The organism is Amycolatopsis thailandensis (genome assembly GCF_042723255.1).
Lineage (GTDB): Bacteria > Actinomycetota > Actinomycetes > Mycobacteriales > Pseudonocardiaceae > Amycolatopsis > Amycolatopsis thailandensis.
Genome location: NZ_JBHXJK010000041.1, coordinates 13,808 through 28,207 on the forward strand (window position 1 = coordinate 13,808; position 14,400 = coordinate 28,207).

Consider the following 14,400-nt stretch of genomic DNA (forward strand, 5'->3'; position numbering starts at 1 on the left):
ACATCCGCGCCATGGATGTCACTTCGGCGGGTCGCACGGCGTGTCGCGCCCGCCGGGTGGTGGTCCGCGCCGCGACGCTGTCACGTATCGTCGTTACAATGGAACACGGCCCACGGCGGCGGCACCCATGAGAACGAGGGAAACCGCAGGCCGAGGGGTGTTCCCCGAATTTGAGGCAGCCGAGACCATCACGCCTCGGCTCGTCATGATCGACCGCTGCGAAAGGGCGTAAGTGGCAGCCGCAAGAACCGCAACCCGAAGCGGGACGAAGACAGCGACCGCAGCCGGCGAGCCGGCCGACGAGGCAGCCACCGACGCGGCGAAGCCCGCGGCGCGCAAGACCGCCGCCAAGGCGGCCGGCGCGAAGAAGGCCCCGGCGAAGAAGGCTCCGGCCAAGAAACCCACCACCAAGGGCGCCAAGACCGAAGACGGCGATCCGGAAGACGGTCCCGGCGAGCTCGACGAAGCCGACCTCGAAACCCCGGATCTCTCGGACCTCGAAGAGGTCGAGGTGGACGTCGTCGACGCTTCCGTCACCGAGGAGACGGAAGAGGACGCGGAGTCCGAGGAGGACGTCGAAGAGACGCCCGCCCGCGGGCGCCGCACGTCGACCGACAAGAACGCCGGCAAGACCTCCGACAACCCGGACTTCGTCTGGGACGAGGAAGAGTCCGAGGCGCTGCGCCAGGCCCGCAAGGACGCCGAACTCACCGCTTCGGCCGACTCGGTCCGCGCGTACCTCAAGCAGATCGGCAAGGTCGCCCTGCTGAACGCCGAGGAGGAGGTGGAGCTCGCCAAGCGCATCGAGGCCGGGCTCTACGCCGCCGAGCGCGTCCGCAACGCCGAGGAGGAGGGCGAGAAGCTCGTCACCCAGATGCGGCGCGACCTCAAGTGGATCGTGCGCGACGGTGAGCGGGCGAAGAACCACCTCCTGGAGGCGAACCTCCGGCTCGTGGTCTCGCTGGCCAAGCGCTACACCGGCCGTGGCATGGCGTTCCTGGACCTGATCCAGGAAGGCAACCTCGGTCTGATCCGCGCGGTCGAGAAGTTCGACTACACCAAGGGCTACAAGTTCTCCACGTACGCCACCTGGTGGATCCGGCAGGCGATCACCCGCGCGATGGCCGACCAGGCCCGCACCATCCGTATCCCGGTGCACATGGTCGAGGTCATCAACAAGCTCGGCCGTATACAGCGTGAGCTGTTGCAGGACCTCGGTCGCGAGCCCACTCCCGAAGAGCTCGCGAAGGAAATGGACATCTCCCCGGAGAAGGTCCTCGAGATCCAGCAGTACGCCCGCGAGCCGATCTCGCTCGACCAGACCATCGGCGACGAAGGCGACTCGCAGCTCGGTGACTTCATCGAAGACTCCGAGGCTGTCGTCGCGGTCGACGCGGTGTCGTTCACGCTGTTGCAGGACCAGCTCCAGTCGGTGCTGCAGACGCTGTCCGAACGTGAGGCGGGGGTGGTGCGGCTGCGGTTCGGCCTCACCGACGGCCAGCCGCGCACGCTCGACGAGATCGGCCAGGTGTACGGGGTGACCCGTGAGCGCATCCGGCAGATCGAGTCGAAGACGATGTCGAAGCTGCGTCACCCGTCGCGTTCGCAGGTGCTGCGCGACTACCTGGACTGAGTTTCAGGTTCACGGAGAACCCCGTCACCGTCTCGGTGGCGGGGTTTTTCGTGTCCGGTGTCGAAACGCGGCCCGCCCGTTCGACGCGTGGGTATGACGAAACCTCACGCGACCAAGAACCTCGACCGTTACGGATCCGCGGAGCTGCCGTGGAGCCGTCCGCGCGACATCCTCGCCGAGGACACGCCCACCGCCGACCTGACCTTCTTCGTGACGACCGTGCGCCCCGACGGGCGCCCGCACTCGGCGGGCGTCGGAGCGGTCTGGGTGGACGACGCCCTCTACTTCAAGGGCGGACCCGGCACCCGCCGATCCCGCAACCTGGCCGAGAACCCGGCGTGCGCCGTTTCGGTGCGCCTGCGAGGCATCGATCTCACGCTGGAAGGCGAGGCACATCGCGTCACCGACCCGGCGACACTGGAGCGGGTGGCGGCGGTCTACCGGACCGGCGGCTGGCCCGCCTCGGTGGAGGGCGATGCGCTCACGGCCCCCTTCAGCGCGCCCAGCGCCGGGGCGCCGCCCTGGCACCTGTACCGCCTCACCCTGCGTCGCGCCATCGGTGTCGCGGGTGCCGAACCGCACGGCGCCACCCGCTGGGACTTCACCCCCTGATACGCATTTAGAGGACGAAATGCGTATCACGCCCGGCCGGTCAGGGTGGTCCAGGGGACGTGCACGGTCACCCGTTCCCGCAGCTGCTCGTTCATCAGCCACAGCTCCCCCGTCGCGGGCCAGTACGACAGGTTCTGCGAGTTCACCGGCGCCTGGCCGCTCAACCGTGACGTCGAGGTGCCGCCGACCCCGCCGTGCAGGCACGACGGATGGTCGCCCGCCACCCCGGCGTACTCCGGGCACACGCCGGTCATCACGAAATACCCGTTGCGCGCCACCGCTCCCTGCATGCCCCACACCGGCGACACGAACCCTTCCTTCGCGTGCACGGTCCCGTCAGCCGACACCTTGGGCAGACCGGTCGCGCGGTCGAACGGCCAGCGCAGCACCCGGCTCCCGGCCGCGTTGGAGATGTGCTCGGAAGTCACGATCGAGCCGTCACTGTGGTCGAAGGACATCGTCGAAAGGCACGGACGCGGCCCTGGAGCGTTGGTGCAGGCGCCGCCGCCGGGATACCAGTACGCGCCGATCTGCGGCATCGCGTAGTCGTAGAACGCCGCGTGGTACTTGCCGTCCGAGCCCTTCCCGACGACACCGGAGCTGTCGTCGACCTTCCAGAAGTGTGTCGTGTCGAAGACCCGCACCACGCCGCCGGTGGTCGCGACGAACAGCCGGTTCCCGATCCAGGTCATGCCGTGCCCGTGCCCCTGCACGACGGCGAAGTTGTCGTTCGACGTCGGTTCGACGAGCAGCACGTGCCGGTAACCCAGCCCGGTCGCGTCCACAAAGGACAGACGGACCATGGTGTCGCCGGGAGTGTGCCAGGACGCCGCCACGACCCGCTTGCCGCCGACCTTCCCGGTCGCCGCGTCGGCGTCGCCGGAACCGGTCAGTCCCTGCGGGATCCAGTCATTGGTCTTGTCGTCATTGGCGTCCTCCCAGCAGAATCCCGCCGGTTTCAGCGCCGCCGCGAGGTACGTGCCGTGACACAGCGGCCGCGCCTTCCGGTTCGCCGACGACAGGATCTCCGGCAGGCCGCGTGCCGGGAGCTGCCTCTCCAGGGCGGCGATCCGCGCGCCGTAGGTGTCGAAGGTCGTCCCGGACGTCCAGCGGAAGCCGTCGACCGTGGCCGCGTCCATCCGGGGGAAGGCGGCCGCGGCGGAGGCGGCCCCGGGGATGAGCGCGAACACCAGCAGGAGTGAAGCGAGAAGTCCCAGCCTCTTCATGCCCGCGAGCTTCCCGGCCACGCGCATACTTTCGATACAAACCGCGTCAGGACACGGAAAGTCCACGCTCCGCCAGGGATTCCTCGACACGCAGCCGTTCGATGCCGCGGTCGAAACCCTCCGGCAGTTCGTCCAGCCGATGGTCGACTTCGACCTCGCGGCAGGCCTGGACGAGCAGCGCGTCGTACGCCTGCCTGGTGCCGTACCGGCGGACGGCGGACGCCCCGGAAGGAAGTTCCGCCAGAAGCCGGTGAACGCGACGGAGGTCGGCTGCGAGCTTTTCGATGGGCGGTCCGATCGGGACCGCCGGCTCGCGGCGACGGCGCCACCGGCGCAGAACGGCGGGCACTTTCAGCGCGCACCAGAAAAGAACCGACGGCGCCACGGCGACAACGGTGTACAGCGCGACAGGCCCGGTGGCCACGACTCGATGGTAACCCCCGGGCGGACCACCGGAGAAACCGTGAATCCGGGCTATATTCGCGGCTGTGCTGACCGAGAGCTACCGCTATCCGGACACCGGCGACCACGTCACCGGGATGTTCATCCGACGGCACGAACCCTACGACGGCTACTGGACGGCCAGCGAGGACCGCGCTCTCGGGAAGGTCGCCGAACAGCTCACCGCGTCCCTCGGCCGCCGCGATCAGGTCAAGTCGCTCGACGCGGGTTGCGGCGAAGGCCGGCTCCTCCCCTGGCTCGCCGGGTTCTCGGCGGACGTCACCGCCGCGGACCCCGACCCGGACAGGCTGGCGAAGGCCCGCGAGACCGTCGTCGAGGACACTGAGTTCTCCTTCGCCGTCTCGCCGATCACCGAACTCGACGGCGGCCCGTACGACCTCGTGCTGTGCAGTCACGTCGTCCAGCACGTGCCGACCCCGGACGTCGCGCCGATCCTGCGGCGGCTGGCCGAGGTCACCGCGCCCGGCGGCACCCTGGTGCTGGCCTACAGCCGGTCGCCGATCGGGCGGGGCGCGTTCAGTCTCGACAGCGTCGAAGCCGGTGGCGAGGTCCGCTCGCGCCGCGTGTCCCGCGACGAGTTCGACAAGGCGCTGCGTGACGGCGGCCCGGCGCTTCCGGTGCACTACCTCGACCCGGTGGAGGTCGCCGCCGAAGCAGCCGACGCGGGCTGGCGCACCGACTGGGAGTGGACCTACCACGTCCTCGACGATCTCGGCCCCGCCGACGAGCACATCGACCGCGACGAACTCGTCAACGCCTCCGGCCCGCTGCGCCGCCACCTCGGCCGGGACCTGATCACCCTGCTGCGCCGCGCATGACCGCGGTACTCCTCACCTTCGCCTGGGCCGTCCCGCTGTCCGAGCGGGAAGCGGAGAAAGTGCTGGACGGCGGCCGGGACCGGGGGTTGCTGGCCCACCTCGACGGGAAACTCGGCGACGAGTGGACGGCCGCGGAGAACTTCCTCGCCAACTACACGACGCCACCGCGAAGACGGGTGCTGCGCAAACGCACCGGCGGCTCGCGGCTGTCGATCCGGATCGGCGCGGTCAGCCTGCCGTGCGAACTGGTCGTCACCTGGCATCCGGCCTATCACGCGATGACGCTGGTCCTCGCCACCACGATCACCGGGCGGGCGGCGGACGGGCCCGCCGCCGAATTCGATCTCGCCATCGCCGTCCTGCAAAGCCTTCAAGGCCGCGAAACGGTGAACGGAACGAACGGACTGCACGGCGGCTACGGCGAGCAGACCTTCCCCTCGCTGCTCAAGGCCGTCACCCACATCTTCGAGGACCTGACCAAGGGCTGCGGCCTGACCGAAGGGCTCGGCCGCAAGGGCTGGTGCGTCGAACTGCGGTCCCACGACGGTCATCCGCCCGCCCAGCGGGTCGCCGCCGACCCCCGGCCGTTCTACGGGATGGCGACCAGCGACGAGGGCTGGCGGTTCGTGCCCCGCGAGGTCGCCAGGGAGGCGCTCGGCCCGTCTTGGGGCACGCGCTCGTTCGTCGCCGCCTACACGATGGCGGGCGGGATCGTCTGCCTCAACAGCAAGGATTCCGACTACGTCGAGCGGCAGGACGAGCTGATGCGCGGCCCGTTCGGCGCGGCCGAACCGTACTTCGGCATCGACAGCGACGTCGGCGGGCTCGACCACGGGATGCTCTTCATCCTCGAACGGGTCCTGATCCGGATGGCGCTGGCCGACCAATGGCTGGCGTCGATGAAGCAGGCCGGGAGCCGCACCCGGCTGCTGCGGGGATCGCTCGACGACATCCTCGAAATGCTGCATTCCGTCCTGCCGCCCGAGGTCGACTCGCTGGAGCGCCGCCTGGTGACGAGCATGGGCGTGGAGCGGATCATCGCCCAGCTCGACCGTCAGGCCGAGGCGATGGACGAGGAGACCCGGTACTCCTACGAGAACACGGTGAGCGCGCGGGTCACGCGGCTCACCGTGGTGACCGTCGTGCTGACGGTCGTCACCATCGTCCTCGGCGTCCTGCAGGTGCTCGTCTCACTCTGACCGGCGGCGCTGCTTGCGGGAGCGCTCGGCGAACAGCAGCCCGACGCCCGCGGCCACCATCAGCGCGCTGGCCACCACGTGCATCCCCGGCGGGAGCAGGTGGAGCTGGACGAACCAGCTCGGTTCGGTACTGCCCAGCAGCCGGTTGATCAGCCCGCCCCCGCCCTGCACCAGGAGGAGGATCCCCAGTAGTTCGATCATCGTCGCGCCCCTTCCTTGACCCGGTCGTCGCTCTTGGAGAACTCCTGCCAGAGCGGTCCGGTGGCGAACCAGATGGCCGTCACGACCCCCATCCTCGGCAGCCAGTCCCACAGCGGCGCGACCTGCTCGGTGTCGCCGACCATGAAGATCAGCAGGAGCAGCACGCCCGAGGCGAGCCCGCAGGCCAGCACGCATTTGAACCAGTCACGCCATTCGGCGCGCAGCTTCGCCCGGCCCGTCGGCTTGGGCGGCGGTGGCGGCCCGCCCGCGAACCGGTGGGCGAAGCGCACGTCGGCCCACTTGATCATCGAGTGGCCGAACACCACGCTGAAGCCCAGGTACACCGCGGCGAGGCCGTGCACGAAGTTCGCCGTCGCGCCGTTGCGCAGGTCGATGACCGTCGCGACCAGCACGACCAGGTCGATCACCGGCGTCAGGAGCAGCAGGAACACGCTGGTCCGCTTCAGCTTGAGCAGGTAGCGGGCCACCAGGCCGGCGACGATGGCGACCCAGAAGCCGATCTCCCCGCCGGCGACCACGGCCGCCATGGGGTTTTCCGCGATGAAGTCCCAGATCTTGTTCACGGTCCGAGTCTCGCCGGGATCCGGCGCGCCCGCGTCGGCGTACGGACCGAGATCACCGTCATCAGTTAGTAGGACCCCGCCACGCGTCCGGGTGTGCTGGGATGGGGCGGTGCCCACGTTCGTCCCGCGCCTGAACCACCTCGCCGAATGGAAACAGGACCTCGTCATCGCCTTCGGCACGTGGGTCCTCGGCGTGCTGGTCTACGTGAGCGGGATGCAGGTGCTGCTGGCGGGCCGCGACGACACTCCGCTGTGGATCCGCCTGAGCGAACTGACCGCGATCTGCGCGCTGGAGATGCTGCGCCGCAAGATCCCGCTGGCGCTGATCTGCGCGCTGGCCGTGCTCGCCGTGGACATCACGTTCGGCCCCTCACTCCCGATCCTCATCGTCTTCACCGACTTCCTCTACGCCACGACGCTCTACGGTTCGCGGCGCACCAGCAGGCTGATGATCGGCGTCGCCTCGATCGGGACGCTCGCGGTGGTCTGCCTGGCGCTCATCTTCGCCGACCAATGGCGCATGGCGGTGCTGGCCGCGTTCGCCCTCCTGCCGTTCCTGGTCACCCCGGTGTGGTGGGCGGCCAACGTCCGACAGCAGCGGGACATCGCCGAGAACGAACGGGCGAACGCGGTGCAGCTGGCCACGATCGGCGAACTGGACCGCAAGGCCGCCGTGGCGGGGGAACGCTCGAAGATGGCGCGCGATCTGCACGACGTCATCGCCGGGCATCTCTCGGCGATCGCGATCCAGTCCGAGGCCGCGCTGTCGATGGCCACCGCCGACCCGAAACTGTCCAGGAAGGTCCTGGAATCGGTGCGGGAGAACAGTGTGAGCGCGCTCGACGAGATGCGCGCGATGATCGGGCTGCTGCGCGCGGATCCCTCCACAGGGGACAGTGAGATCGAACCGACCGCGCCCGCCCGGCTCGCCGAACTGTCCAAACTGGTCGAATCGGCGCGGGCGAGCGGGCTGGAGGTCGAGATCGGTTCCGTCCCGGTCCTGTCCCCTCATCTCCCCGCCGCTGTCGATCTGACCGCGTACCGGATCGCGCAGGAGGCACTCACCAACGCGGCCAAGCACGCCGCGGGTGGCCGGGCCGTGCTCGACATCCGTGCCGACGGAGGCATACTCACCGTCGAAGTGCGCAACGATCTCCGTCCCGGCTCCGGCTCGGGGGACGACGGCGGGACCGGACTCGGCCTGCTGAACATGCGGGAACGCGCCGCCGCGGTGGGCGGCACTCTCGCCGCCGGGCCGTCCGGCGGTGGCTGGCTGGTCCGCGCCGAACTGCCTCTGGAGGGGTCTTGAGCGACGGGAACATCAAAGTGCTGGTCGCCGACGACCACGGCGCGATCCGCGCCGGGTTGATGATGATCCTCGGCAACGCCGAGGGCATCGAGGTGATCGGCGAGGCCGCGGACGGCGCCACCGCCGTCCGCCAGGCGAAGGCGCTGAGGCCGGACGTCGTGCTGATGGACGTCCGGATGCCCGGCGTCGACGGCATCGCGGCGACTCGGGAACTGACCGCCGAAGGCCTGTGCGAAGTCCTCGTGCTGACCACTTTCGATCTCGACGAATACGTCCACGCCGCGCTGCGGGCCGGTGCGGCCGGGTTCCTGCTGAAGTCGGTCGAGGCGTCGCGGCTGATCGAGGCGGTGAAACTCGTCGCGGCGGGCGAAGGGGTGCTCGCGCCGCAGGTCACGCGGAAGCTGATCGCCGCTTTCGCCGCCGGGACCCGCGAACCTTCGCTCGTCCCCGACGGGCTCGACGAGCTGACCGACCGCGAGCGCGAAGTGCTGGCGTGCCTGGGCGGCGGCCTGTCCAACGCGCAGATCGGCACGCGGCTGCACATCGGCGAGACCACGGTGAAGACGCACGTCTCGCGGGTGCTGACGAAACTGGAGCTGCGGTCGCGGGTACAGGCGGCGATCCTGGCGCAGGAGAACGGCGTCGTCCTGGAGGGCTGAAGGGGCCCTTCACCGCATGCGACGGGGCGAAGGGAGCTTTCACCGCGTCTCGTGCGGGGAAAGTCCCCTTCGGCTCCCACCGATCTGCGAGGTGGGCGGCGATCTTCTAGCGTGACTTTTCATGCGGCGAACTCTGGACGTGGACGAGGTCCTGAAACGGCAGGACTCGGGCGAGCTGAAACGCCGTCTCAAAGGGCGTGACCTGATCGGCTTCGGGGTCGGGATCATCATCGGCACCGGGATCTTCACCCTCGCCGGTGTCGAGGCGAAGTCGCACGCGGGCCCGTCGGTCACGCTGTCGTTCGTGCTCGGCGCCGTCGTGGCCGGGATGGCCGCCCTCTGTTACGCCGAACTCGCGTCCAGCGTGCCGACGGCGGGAAGCGCCTACACCTACGCGTTCGCCACCCTCGGCGAGACCTTCGCCTGGATCATCGGCTGGGACCTCCTGCTGGAGTTCGCGCTCGGCGCGGCCGTCGTGTCGCGCGGCTGGTCCGGCTATCTCGCGAATCTGATGGGGCTCTCCCCCGAGTGGTTCGGCGAAGACGCGAAGGTGAACATCGGCGCGGTCGCGATCATCGCCGTGCTGACCGTGATCGCCGTCATCGGGATCAAGGAGTCGGCGCGGGTGACGAATCTGCTCGTGCTGGTGAAGGTCGCCGTGTGCGTGCTGATCCTCGCGGTCGGCGTGTTCTACATCCGCGGCGAGAATCTCACGCCGTTCATCCCCACCGCCCAAGCGCCGACGGAGACCGCCGGCACGCTGCACCAGCCGATCGTGCAAGCCGCGCTCGGGCTCGAACAGTCCGTCTACGGCATCGCCGGGATGGTGACGGCCGCCGCCGTCGTCTTCTTCGCCTACACCGGTTTCGAGGCGCTCGCCAACCTCGGCGAGGAGACCGTGAACCCCAAGCGCGATCTGCGGGTCGGCATCCTCGGCGCGCTCGGGGTCTGCGCGCTGCTCTACATCGGGGTCTCGCTGGTGCTGACCGGGATGGTGCCGTTCACCGAGATCGACACGGGCGCCCCGCTCGCCGACGCCTTCGACCGCGTCGGGCAGCACTGGGTGGGCGCGCTGATCTCACTCGGCGCGGTCACCGGACTGACGTCGGTGATGATGGTGGAACTGGTGACGATCGGCCGGATCGGGTTCGCGATGGGCCGCGACGGCCTGCTGCCGAAGAAGTTCGGCACGGCGCATCCGCGCTGGGGCACCCCGCACCGGATGACCATCGCCGGAGCCGTGCTGATCGCGGTGCTCGCCGCTTTCGTCCCGATCTCCGAACTCGCCGACATGGTCAGCATCGGCGCGCTGTCGGCGATGATCATCGTCGCGCTGGCCGTCCCGGTGCTGCGCAGGCGCCGACCGGACCTGGAACGCCCGTTCACCGTGCCGTTCTCGCCGTATCTGCCGATCGTCGCGGCGCTGGCGTGCTTCTACCTGATGCTGAACCTGGACGTGATGACCTGGCTGCGGTTCGCCGCGTGGCTGCTGCTCGGCCTGCTGATCTACGTCTTCTACGGGCGCAAGCATTCCCGCTTCGCGAAAGACGACCTCAGCTCCACAGACCTGCCGTCGTGACCGCGGCGACGGCGGCCTCGGTGTCGCCGTCGTCCACCACGACCAGCATCCGTTTCAGCGCCGCGGCCAGCCATTCCACCGGCTGGTCGTGCAACCCGTGCCGACTATCCATAATGGACATCAGCGTTCCCTCGGTGCCGATCCGCATCCCGGCCACCAGAACGAATTGCGTCTCGGCCGGCCGCCAGCGGGACGACCACAGCGGCGGGATACCGGTGTCGAGGTAGTCGAGCAGCGCCCGCTCGGGTGTGTCGTGCGCGCCGAACTCGGCCGGGTCGACCTCCGCGATCACGGCGACCCGCGGCAGCCTCCACAGCTCGGCCAGGAGCATGAACAACGACTGCGGCGACCGGTTCCCGGTGGCGGGCACCGCCGCGAGCCGTCCGCCCGACAGCGTGCCGATGGCCCGCGACAGCCCCTCCAACGTGGTTCCCGACAGAGCCGCGACCTCGTCCTGGCCCCCGACGGCGAACCCGGCCGCGCGCAGGGCGGCCAGCGCCGTGAACGGCCCGGCGAGTCCGTCCTTCTGCGGGAGTTCGGCCCGCGCGACGGCGACGAGATGCTCGCCGCCGGGCAGCCAGCGGCGACCGGACAGCCCCGTCCGGTCGCCGTCGATTCCGGAGGACATCAGTCTTCGAACGTCCACGACTGCATGATGAACGGCCCTTCGTTCGCCGCCCCGGCCGCGGCGTAGGTCGCCAGCGCGGCCTCGTTGTCCGTCTCGACGCCGACCCACATCCCGCGGCAGCCGCGCTCCCGCGCGAGCCCGGCCAGCGCGTCGACCAGGTCGCGGCCGATCCCGCGCCGCTGGTAGTCCGGGCTGACGTCGAGCTCGTTGAGGAACATCTCGGTGCCCTTGTCCGGATGCGTCACCTCGGTGCCGGTGATCATGCCCGCGGGTTCGCCGTCCTCGTACGCGATCAGGAGGTGGTTCTCCTCCCCCGCGAGGAACTTCTCGGACGCCGTCCGCCGCGCGGGTCCGTCGAACAGGTGCTGGGCGGCGACGACCTCTTCGACGGTCTTGGCCCGCCGGATCTCGGTCACGTGTCCTCCCGGTGCTCGAAGCGCCACAGACTGGTCAGTATCCCGTTCAGAGGGGCGCCGAGTCATCACGTTTCCCCGGAGAGCGCAGCGCCACCCCGGCGACGACGCCCAGCGTGCCGAGCGCCTCGGGCAGGGTGGGGACCTGGCGGAGCCAGAGGAAGCCGATCAGCCCGGCCGTGACCGGCAGCAAGGCGAGCAGCAGCGCGAACCGCGCCTGCCCGGCCTTGCGCAGCACCACCTGATCGAGTGCGTACGGCACGACGGTCGAGAGCACCCCCACGCCGATGCCGAGCAACAGCAGGCGTGGCGAACCCCACACCGCCCCCGTGCTTAACGCCAGCGGCGACAGCACCACGGTGCCCACGGCGAACCCGACGGCCAGCCCGTCGATCCCGTTCCCGCCGACCGCGACCCGCTTCCCGAGCAGGATGTACCCGGCCCACGCCGCCGCCGCGCCCAGCGCGAAGAGCACGCCGAGCAGGCTGCCTTCCAACCTGACGTCCGCGATGGCGATCACCCCGGCCGCCACCAGCAGCAGCGCGAAGACGTCGCGGCGGGTCCGCGACCCGAAGGCCGCCACCACCACGGGCCCGGCGAATTCGAGGGCGACCGCTGTCCCGAGGGGCAGCCGCGCGATCGCCTCGTAGAAGAGCACGTTCATCCCGGCGGTGACGACGCCGAACGCACCCGCGAGCAGGAACGTGCGCCCGGTCCAGGCCGAGCGGGGTGGCCTGCGCCACGCGAGGAGGACGACCGCCGCGCCGAGGCAGCGGAGCCAGGCCACCCCCGCGGGGGAGGCGACCGAAAAGAGACCTACGGCGACGGCCGCACCGGCGTACATCGAAATTCCGCTGAGAACGAACAAGATCGGGGCCGGCACGCTGGGGAGACGGTTCCGGACGACTGCGACAACCACCCCCGCATGGTGCCTGACGTGGGAAAAGTCGGTTCGACGGGGAGTCTTCTCCTACGTTGCGTGATTACGCTACGGCATCCGAGGTAATTACCAGTGACAAATGAGACACCCGCACGGGAACACTTGCGGGTCGCCAAACGTCTGGAAGAGTGGAAGCACGAACACGGCGGGGCCGGGAACGAACGTTTCCGGTATCAGTGCCGAAGTGGTCGTAGCTGGATCGATGGCACCGGGCGACCGGTGCCGGGACGGAGGGAGACTCCAATGACTTCGCCGACGCTCACCCGCCCCGAACTGACCGCTGCCGACCGATGCGACCGGTGTGGAGCGGCAGCTCAGGTTCGAGCCATTCTCAGCACCGGTGGCGAGTTGCTCTTCTGTGGTCACCACGCCCGCGCACACGAAACGAAGCTCAAGGAAATGTCCGCGGACATTCAGCGGTAACCCACCAGTCCACGACCACCGGCGGCCGGCTACTCCCCAGGGAGAGAGCCGGCCGCCCTGTTTTTGCCCGCTGCCGCCCCGGCTCTGCCCCGCTGACGCCCCAGGCACACGATCCGATGTCCCCAATGTGGCATTGGGGGCGTTCAGCGTCTCCAATGCCACATTGGGGGCACTCCCGGCAGGCGACTCCGGCTGCCCAGGCGGAAGACTCACCTTCAAAAACATACAGACTGCATGTATGTTGAGCGCATGACGACCAGTGAGCTCTTGGGCGAGACGCACGAGGTGGACCTCGGCGGCGCCCGCATCCGCTACCGCGACCGTGGTGAAGGCCCTCCCGTGGTCTTCGTGCACGGCCTGCTGACCAACGGCCTGCTCTGGCGCGAGGTGGCCCCCGCGATCGCCGACGCCGGCTTCCGCTGCCTGACCCCGGACTGGCCACTGGGCTCACACGAGATCCCGGTTCCCGGCGCCGACCTGAGCCCGCCCGGGGTCGCCGCGCTCATCGCGCGGTTCCTCGAGGTACTGGACCTGACCGACGTCACCGTGGTCGCGAACGACACCGGCGGCGCGCTCACGCAGCTGCTGATGACCACGTCCCCGGAACGGGTGGGCCGCGTCGTGCTGACGCCGTCGGACTGCTTCGAGTACTTCCTGCCGCCGGCGTTCTCGGCGCTGGGCCCGCTGGCGCGGATCCCCGGCGGCACCCGGACGGTGGTCCAGGCGTTGCGCTGGCGATGGCTGCTGAAGACCACGGACTTCCTGTGGCTGACCAAACGGCCGGTCCCGGACCACGTCCTGGACGCGTACCTGCTGCCCAGCAGGCGGAGCCCGGAGATCCGTGACGACCTGCGCCGGTTCATGGTGAGTGTCGACAAGCGCTACACGCTGACCGCGGCCGAGCGGCTGCCCGCGTTCGAGAAGCCGGTGCTGCTGGTCTGGGCGCCCGAGGACCGGCACTTCCCGCTGTGGCTGGGCCGCAAGCTCGCGGGTGTGCTGCCCGACGCCGAACTGAAGACGATCGAGGACTCGTACACCTTCGTGCCGGAGGACCAGCCGGAGCGGCTGAGCGGCATGGTGGTGGAATTCATGCGTGCCCACGCCACGACGTAGCCAGACCGAACGATCGCAGTCGACGCAGGCCGCGTTGATCACCGCGGCACGGAAGCTGTTCGCCGACCCGGGTTACGCCGCCGTGCCCGCCGACGAGATCGTCCGGGCGGCGGGCGTCACCCGGGGCGCGCTGTACCACCACTTCGGGGACAAGCAGGGCCTGTTCCGCGCCGTGATCGAGCAGATCGAAACGGAGATCACCGAGGAACTCAAGGCGTTCGGGCAGGCGGAGGACGATCCGTGGGCGGCGGCCATCGGCGCGCTGAGCCACTTCCTGGACGTGTGCCTGCGGCCCGAAGTGGTGCGGATCTCGCTCACCGACGCCATCTCCGTCCTCGGCTGGCCGGCCTGGCGCGAGCTGGAGAACCGCTATGGGCTGGGCCTGATCACGGAGTTCCTGGAAGGTGTCGCCGCGGAGGGGCGGCTGGTCGACGGGCCGATCCCGGAGCTGGCGCAACTGGTGCTGAGCGCCTGCGCCGAAGCGGCGTTGATGATCGCGCACGCCGAAGACCCCGAAGCGGCGAAGGAGAAGTCCCTCGCCGCCCTGGTGGCCCTGCTTTCAGGCCTCGCGAAAGACCGCGTTTAGTCCTCTAGATGCTGT

General features: G+C 69.5%; 17 protein-coding genes. 10 read left to right on the top strand and 7 right to left on the bottom strand.

Annotated elements, in window-relative coordinates; genetic code table 11:
- The first annotated feature begins 232 nt into the window (after positions 1-232).
- Both ACFWMR_RS18275 and ACFWMR_RS18280 read left to right on the top strand, forming a co-directional pair.
- Entirely contained in the window at positions 233-1,633 is a 1,401-nt protein-coding gene (locus tag ACFWMR_RS18275; RefSeq protein ID WP_005164520.1) for an RNA polymerase sigma factor, read from the top strand.
- 93 nt (positions 1,634-1,726) lie between these two features.
- Positions 1,727-2,245 (top strand): pyridoxamine 5'-phosphate oxidase family protein, encoded by a 519-nt coding sequence (locus ACFWMR_RS18280; RefSeq protein WP_378277407.1) that lies wholly within the window; start codon positions 1,727-1,729, stop codon positions 2,243-2,245.
- A 26-nt stretch (positions 2,246-2,271) separates the two neighbouring features.
- Here the strand turns inward: ACFWMR_RS18280 and ACFWMR_RS18285 are convergent, their stop codons facing one another.
- Positions 2,272-3,471, bottom strand: a complete 1,200-nt coding sequence (locus ACFWMR_RS18285; protein WP_378379194.1) for a hypothetical protein — start codon at positions 3,469-3,471, stop codon at positions 2,272-2,274.
- 46 nt (positions 3,472-3,517) lie between these two features.
- Entirely contained in the window at positions 3,518-3,895 is a 378-nt protein-coding gene (locus ACFWMR_RS18290; RefSeq protein WP_378379195.1) for a hypothetical protein, read from the bottom strand.
- A 64-nt stretch (positions 3,896-3,959) separates the two neighbouring features.
- Between ACFWMR_RS18290 and ACFWMR_RS18295 the strand changes: the two genes are divergently transcribed.
- Together ACFWMR_RS18295 and ACFWMR_RS18300 are read left to right on the top strand one after the other, a co-directional pair.
- Positions 3,960-4,751 (top strand): class I SAM-dependent methyltransferase, encoded by a 792-nt coding sequence (locus tag ACFWMR_RS18295; RefSeq protein WP_378379196.1) that lies wholly within the window; start codon positions 3,960-3,962, stop codon positions 4,749-4,751.
- Positions 4,748-5,950, top strand: a complete 1,203-nt coding sequence (locus ACFWMR_RS18300) for a hypothetical protein (protein WP_378277404.1) — start codon at positions 4,748-4,750, stop codon at positions 5,948-5,950. Before ACFWMR_RS18295 ends, ACFWMR_RS18300 begins: the two co-directional genes overlap by 4 nt.
- Here the strand turns inward: ACFWMR_RS18300 and ACFWMR_RS18305 are convergent.
- Complete coding sequence (locus ACFWMR_RS18305) at positions 5,942-6,151, bottom strand: hypothetical protein (RefSeq protein ID WP_093932589.1); 210 nt, start codon at positions 6,149-6,151, stop codon at positions 5,942-5,944. The two genes, ACFWMR_RS18300 and ACFWMR_RS18305, sit on opposite strands and share 9 nt — an antisense overlap.
- Positions 6,148-6,735 carry a hypothetical protein gene (locus tag ACFWMR_RS18310; protein WP_378379197.1) on the bottom strand — a complete coding sequence of 196 codons (588 nt, stop codon included), beginning with the start codon at positions 6,733-6,735 and terminating at the stop codon, positions 6,148-6,150. Before ACFWMR_RS18310 ends, ACFWMR_RS18305 begins: the two co-directional genes overlap by 4 nt.
- Before the next feature lie 109 nt (positions 6,736-6,844).
- On the opposite strand from ACFWMR_RS18310, the gene ACFWMR_RS18315 reads away from it, so the two are divergent.
- The 3 genes from ACFWMR_RS18315 to ACFWMR_RS18325 all read left to right on the top strand — a co-directional run bounded on the left by ACFWMR_RS18315 (position 6,845) and on the right by ACFWMR_RS18325 (position 10,282).
- Positions 6,845-8,044, top strand: coding sequence for a sensor histidine kinase (locus tag ACFWMR_RS18315; RefSeq protein WP_093932590.1), 1,200 nt, complete (start codon positions 6,845-6,847; stop codon positions 8,042-8,044).
- Positions 8,041-8,703 carry a response regulator gene (locus tag ACFWMR_RS18320; protein WP_093932591.1) on the top strand — a complete coding sequence of 221 codons (663 nt, stop codon included), beginning with the start codon at positions 8,041-8,043 and terminating at the stop codon, positions 8,701-8,703. Before ACFWMR_RS18315 ends, ACFWMR_RS18320 begins: the two co-directional genes overlap by 4 nt.
- A gap of 139 nt (positions 8,704-8,842) precedes the next feature.
- Positions 8,843-10,282, top strand: a complete 1,440-nt coding sequence (locus tag ACFWMR_RS18325; protein ID WP_378379224.1) for an APC family permease — start codon at positions 8,843-8,845, stop codon at positions 10,280-10,282.
- On the opposite strand, the gene ACFWMR_RS18330 is transcribed toward ACFWMR_RS18325, so the two are convergent.
- Genes ACFWMR_RS18330 through ACFWMR_RS18340 form a run of 3 tightly spaced genes read right to left on the bottom strand, consistent with a single transcriptional unit; the run spans position 10,257 to position 12,167 of the window.
- On the bottom strand, positions 10,257-10,910 hold the full coding sequence (locus ACFWMR_RS18330) for a DUF6885 family protein (RefSeq protein ID WP_378379225.1): 654 nt from the start codon (positions 10,908-10,910) through the stop codon (positions 10,257-10,259). The genes ACFWMR_RS18325 and ACFWMR_RS18330 overlap by 26 nt on opposite strands.
- Positions 10,910-11,326: a GNAT family N-acetyltransferase gene (locus ACFWMR_RS18335; protein ID WP_093932594.1), complete on the bottom strand. Its 417-nt coding sequence runs from the start codon at positions 11,324-11,326 to the stop codon at positions 10,910-10,912. The genes ACFWMR_RS18330 and ACFWMR_RS18335 overlap by 1 nt, the downstream gene beginning before the upstream one ends.
- Before the next feature lie 46 nt (positions 11,327-11,372).
- The gene (locus ACFWMR_RS18340) at positions 11,373-12,167 is read right to left on the bottom strand and encodes an EamA family transporter (RefSeq protein ID WP_378379198.1); all 795 of its coding nucleotides are present in this window, start codon (positions 12,165-12,167) and stop codon (positions 11,373-11,375) included.
- A 339-nt stretch (positions 12,168-12,506) separates the two neighbouring features.
- On the opposite strand from ACFWMR_RS18340, the gene ACFWMR_RS18345 reads away from it, so the two are divergent.
- The 3 genes from ACFWMR_RS18345 to ACFWMR_RS18355 all read left to right on the top strand — a co-directional run bounded on the left by ACFWMR_RS18345 (position 12,507) and on the right by ACFWMR_RS18355 (position 14,385).
- Complete coding sequence (locus ACFWMR_RS18345) at positions 12,507-12,686, top strand: DUF7455 domain-containing protein (protein WP_016332937.1); 180 nt, start codon at positions 12,507-12,509, stop codon at positions 12,684-12,686.
- Between the two features lie 249 nt (positions 12,687-12,935).
- Positions 12,936-13,799 (top strand): alpha/beta fold hydrolase, encoded by an 864-nt coding sequence (locus ACFWMR_RS18350; protein ID WP_093932595.1) that lies wholly within the window; start codon positions 12,936-12,938, stop codon positions 13,797-13,799.
- A complete protein-coding gene (locus tag ACFWMR_RS18355; protein WP_378379199.1) occupies positions 13,780-14,385 on the top strand; it encodes a TetR/AcrR family transcriptional regulator in 606 nt (201 codons plus the stop codon). Before ACFWMR_RS18350 ends, ACFWMR_RS18355 begins: the two co-directional genes overlap by 20 nt.
- Positions 14,386-14,400 lie beyond the last annotated feature (15 nt).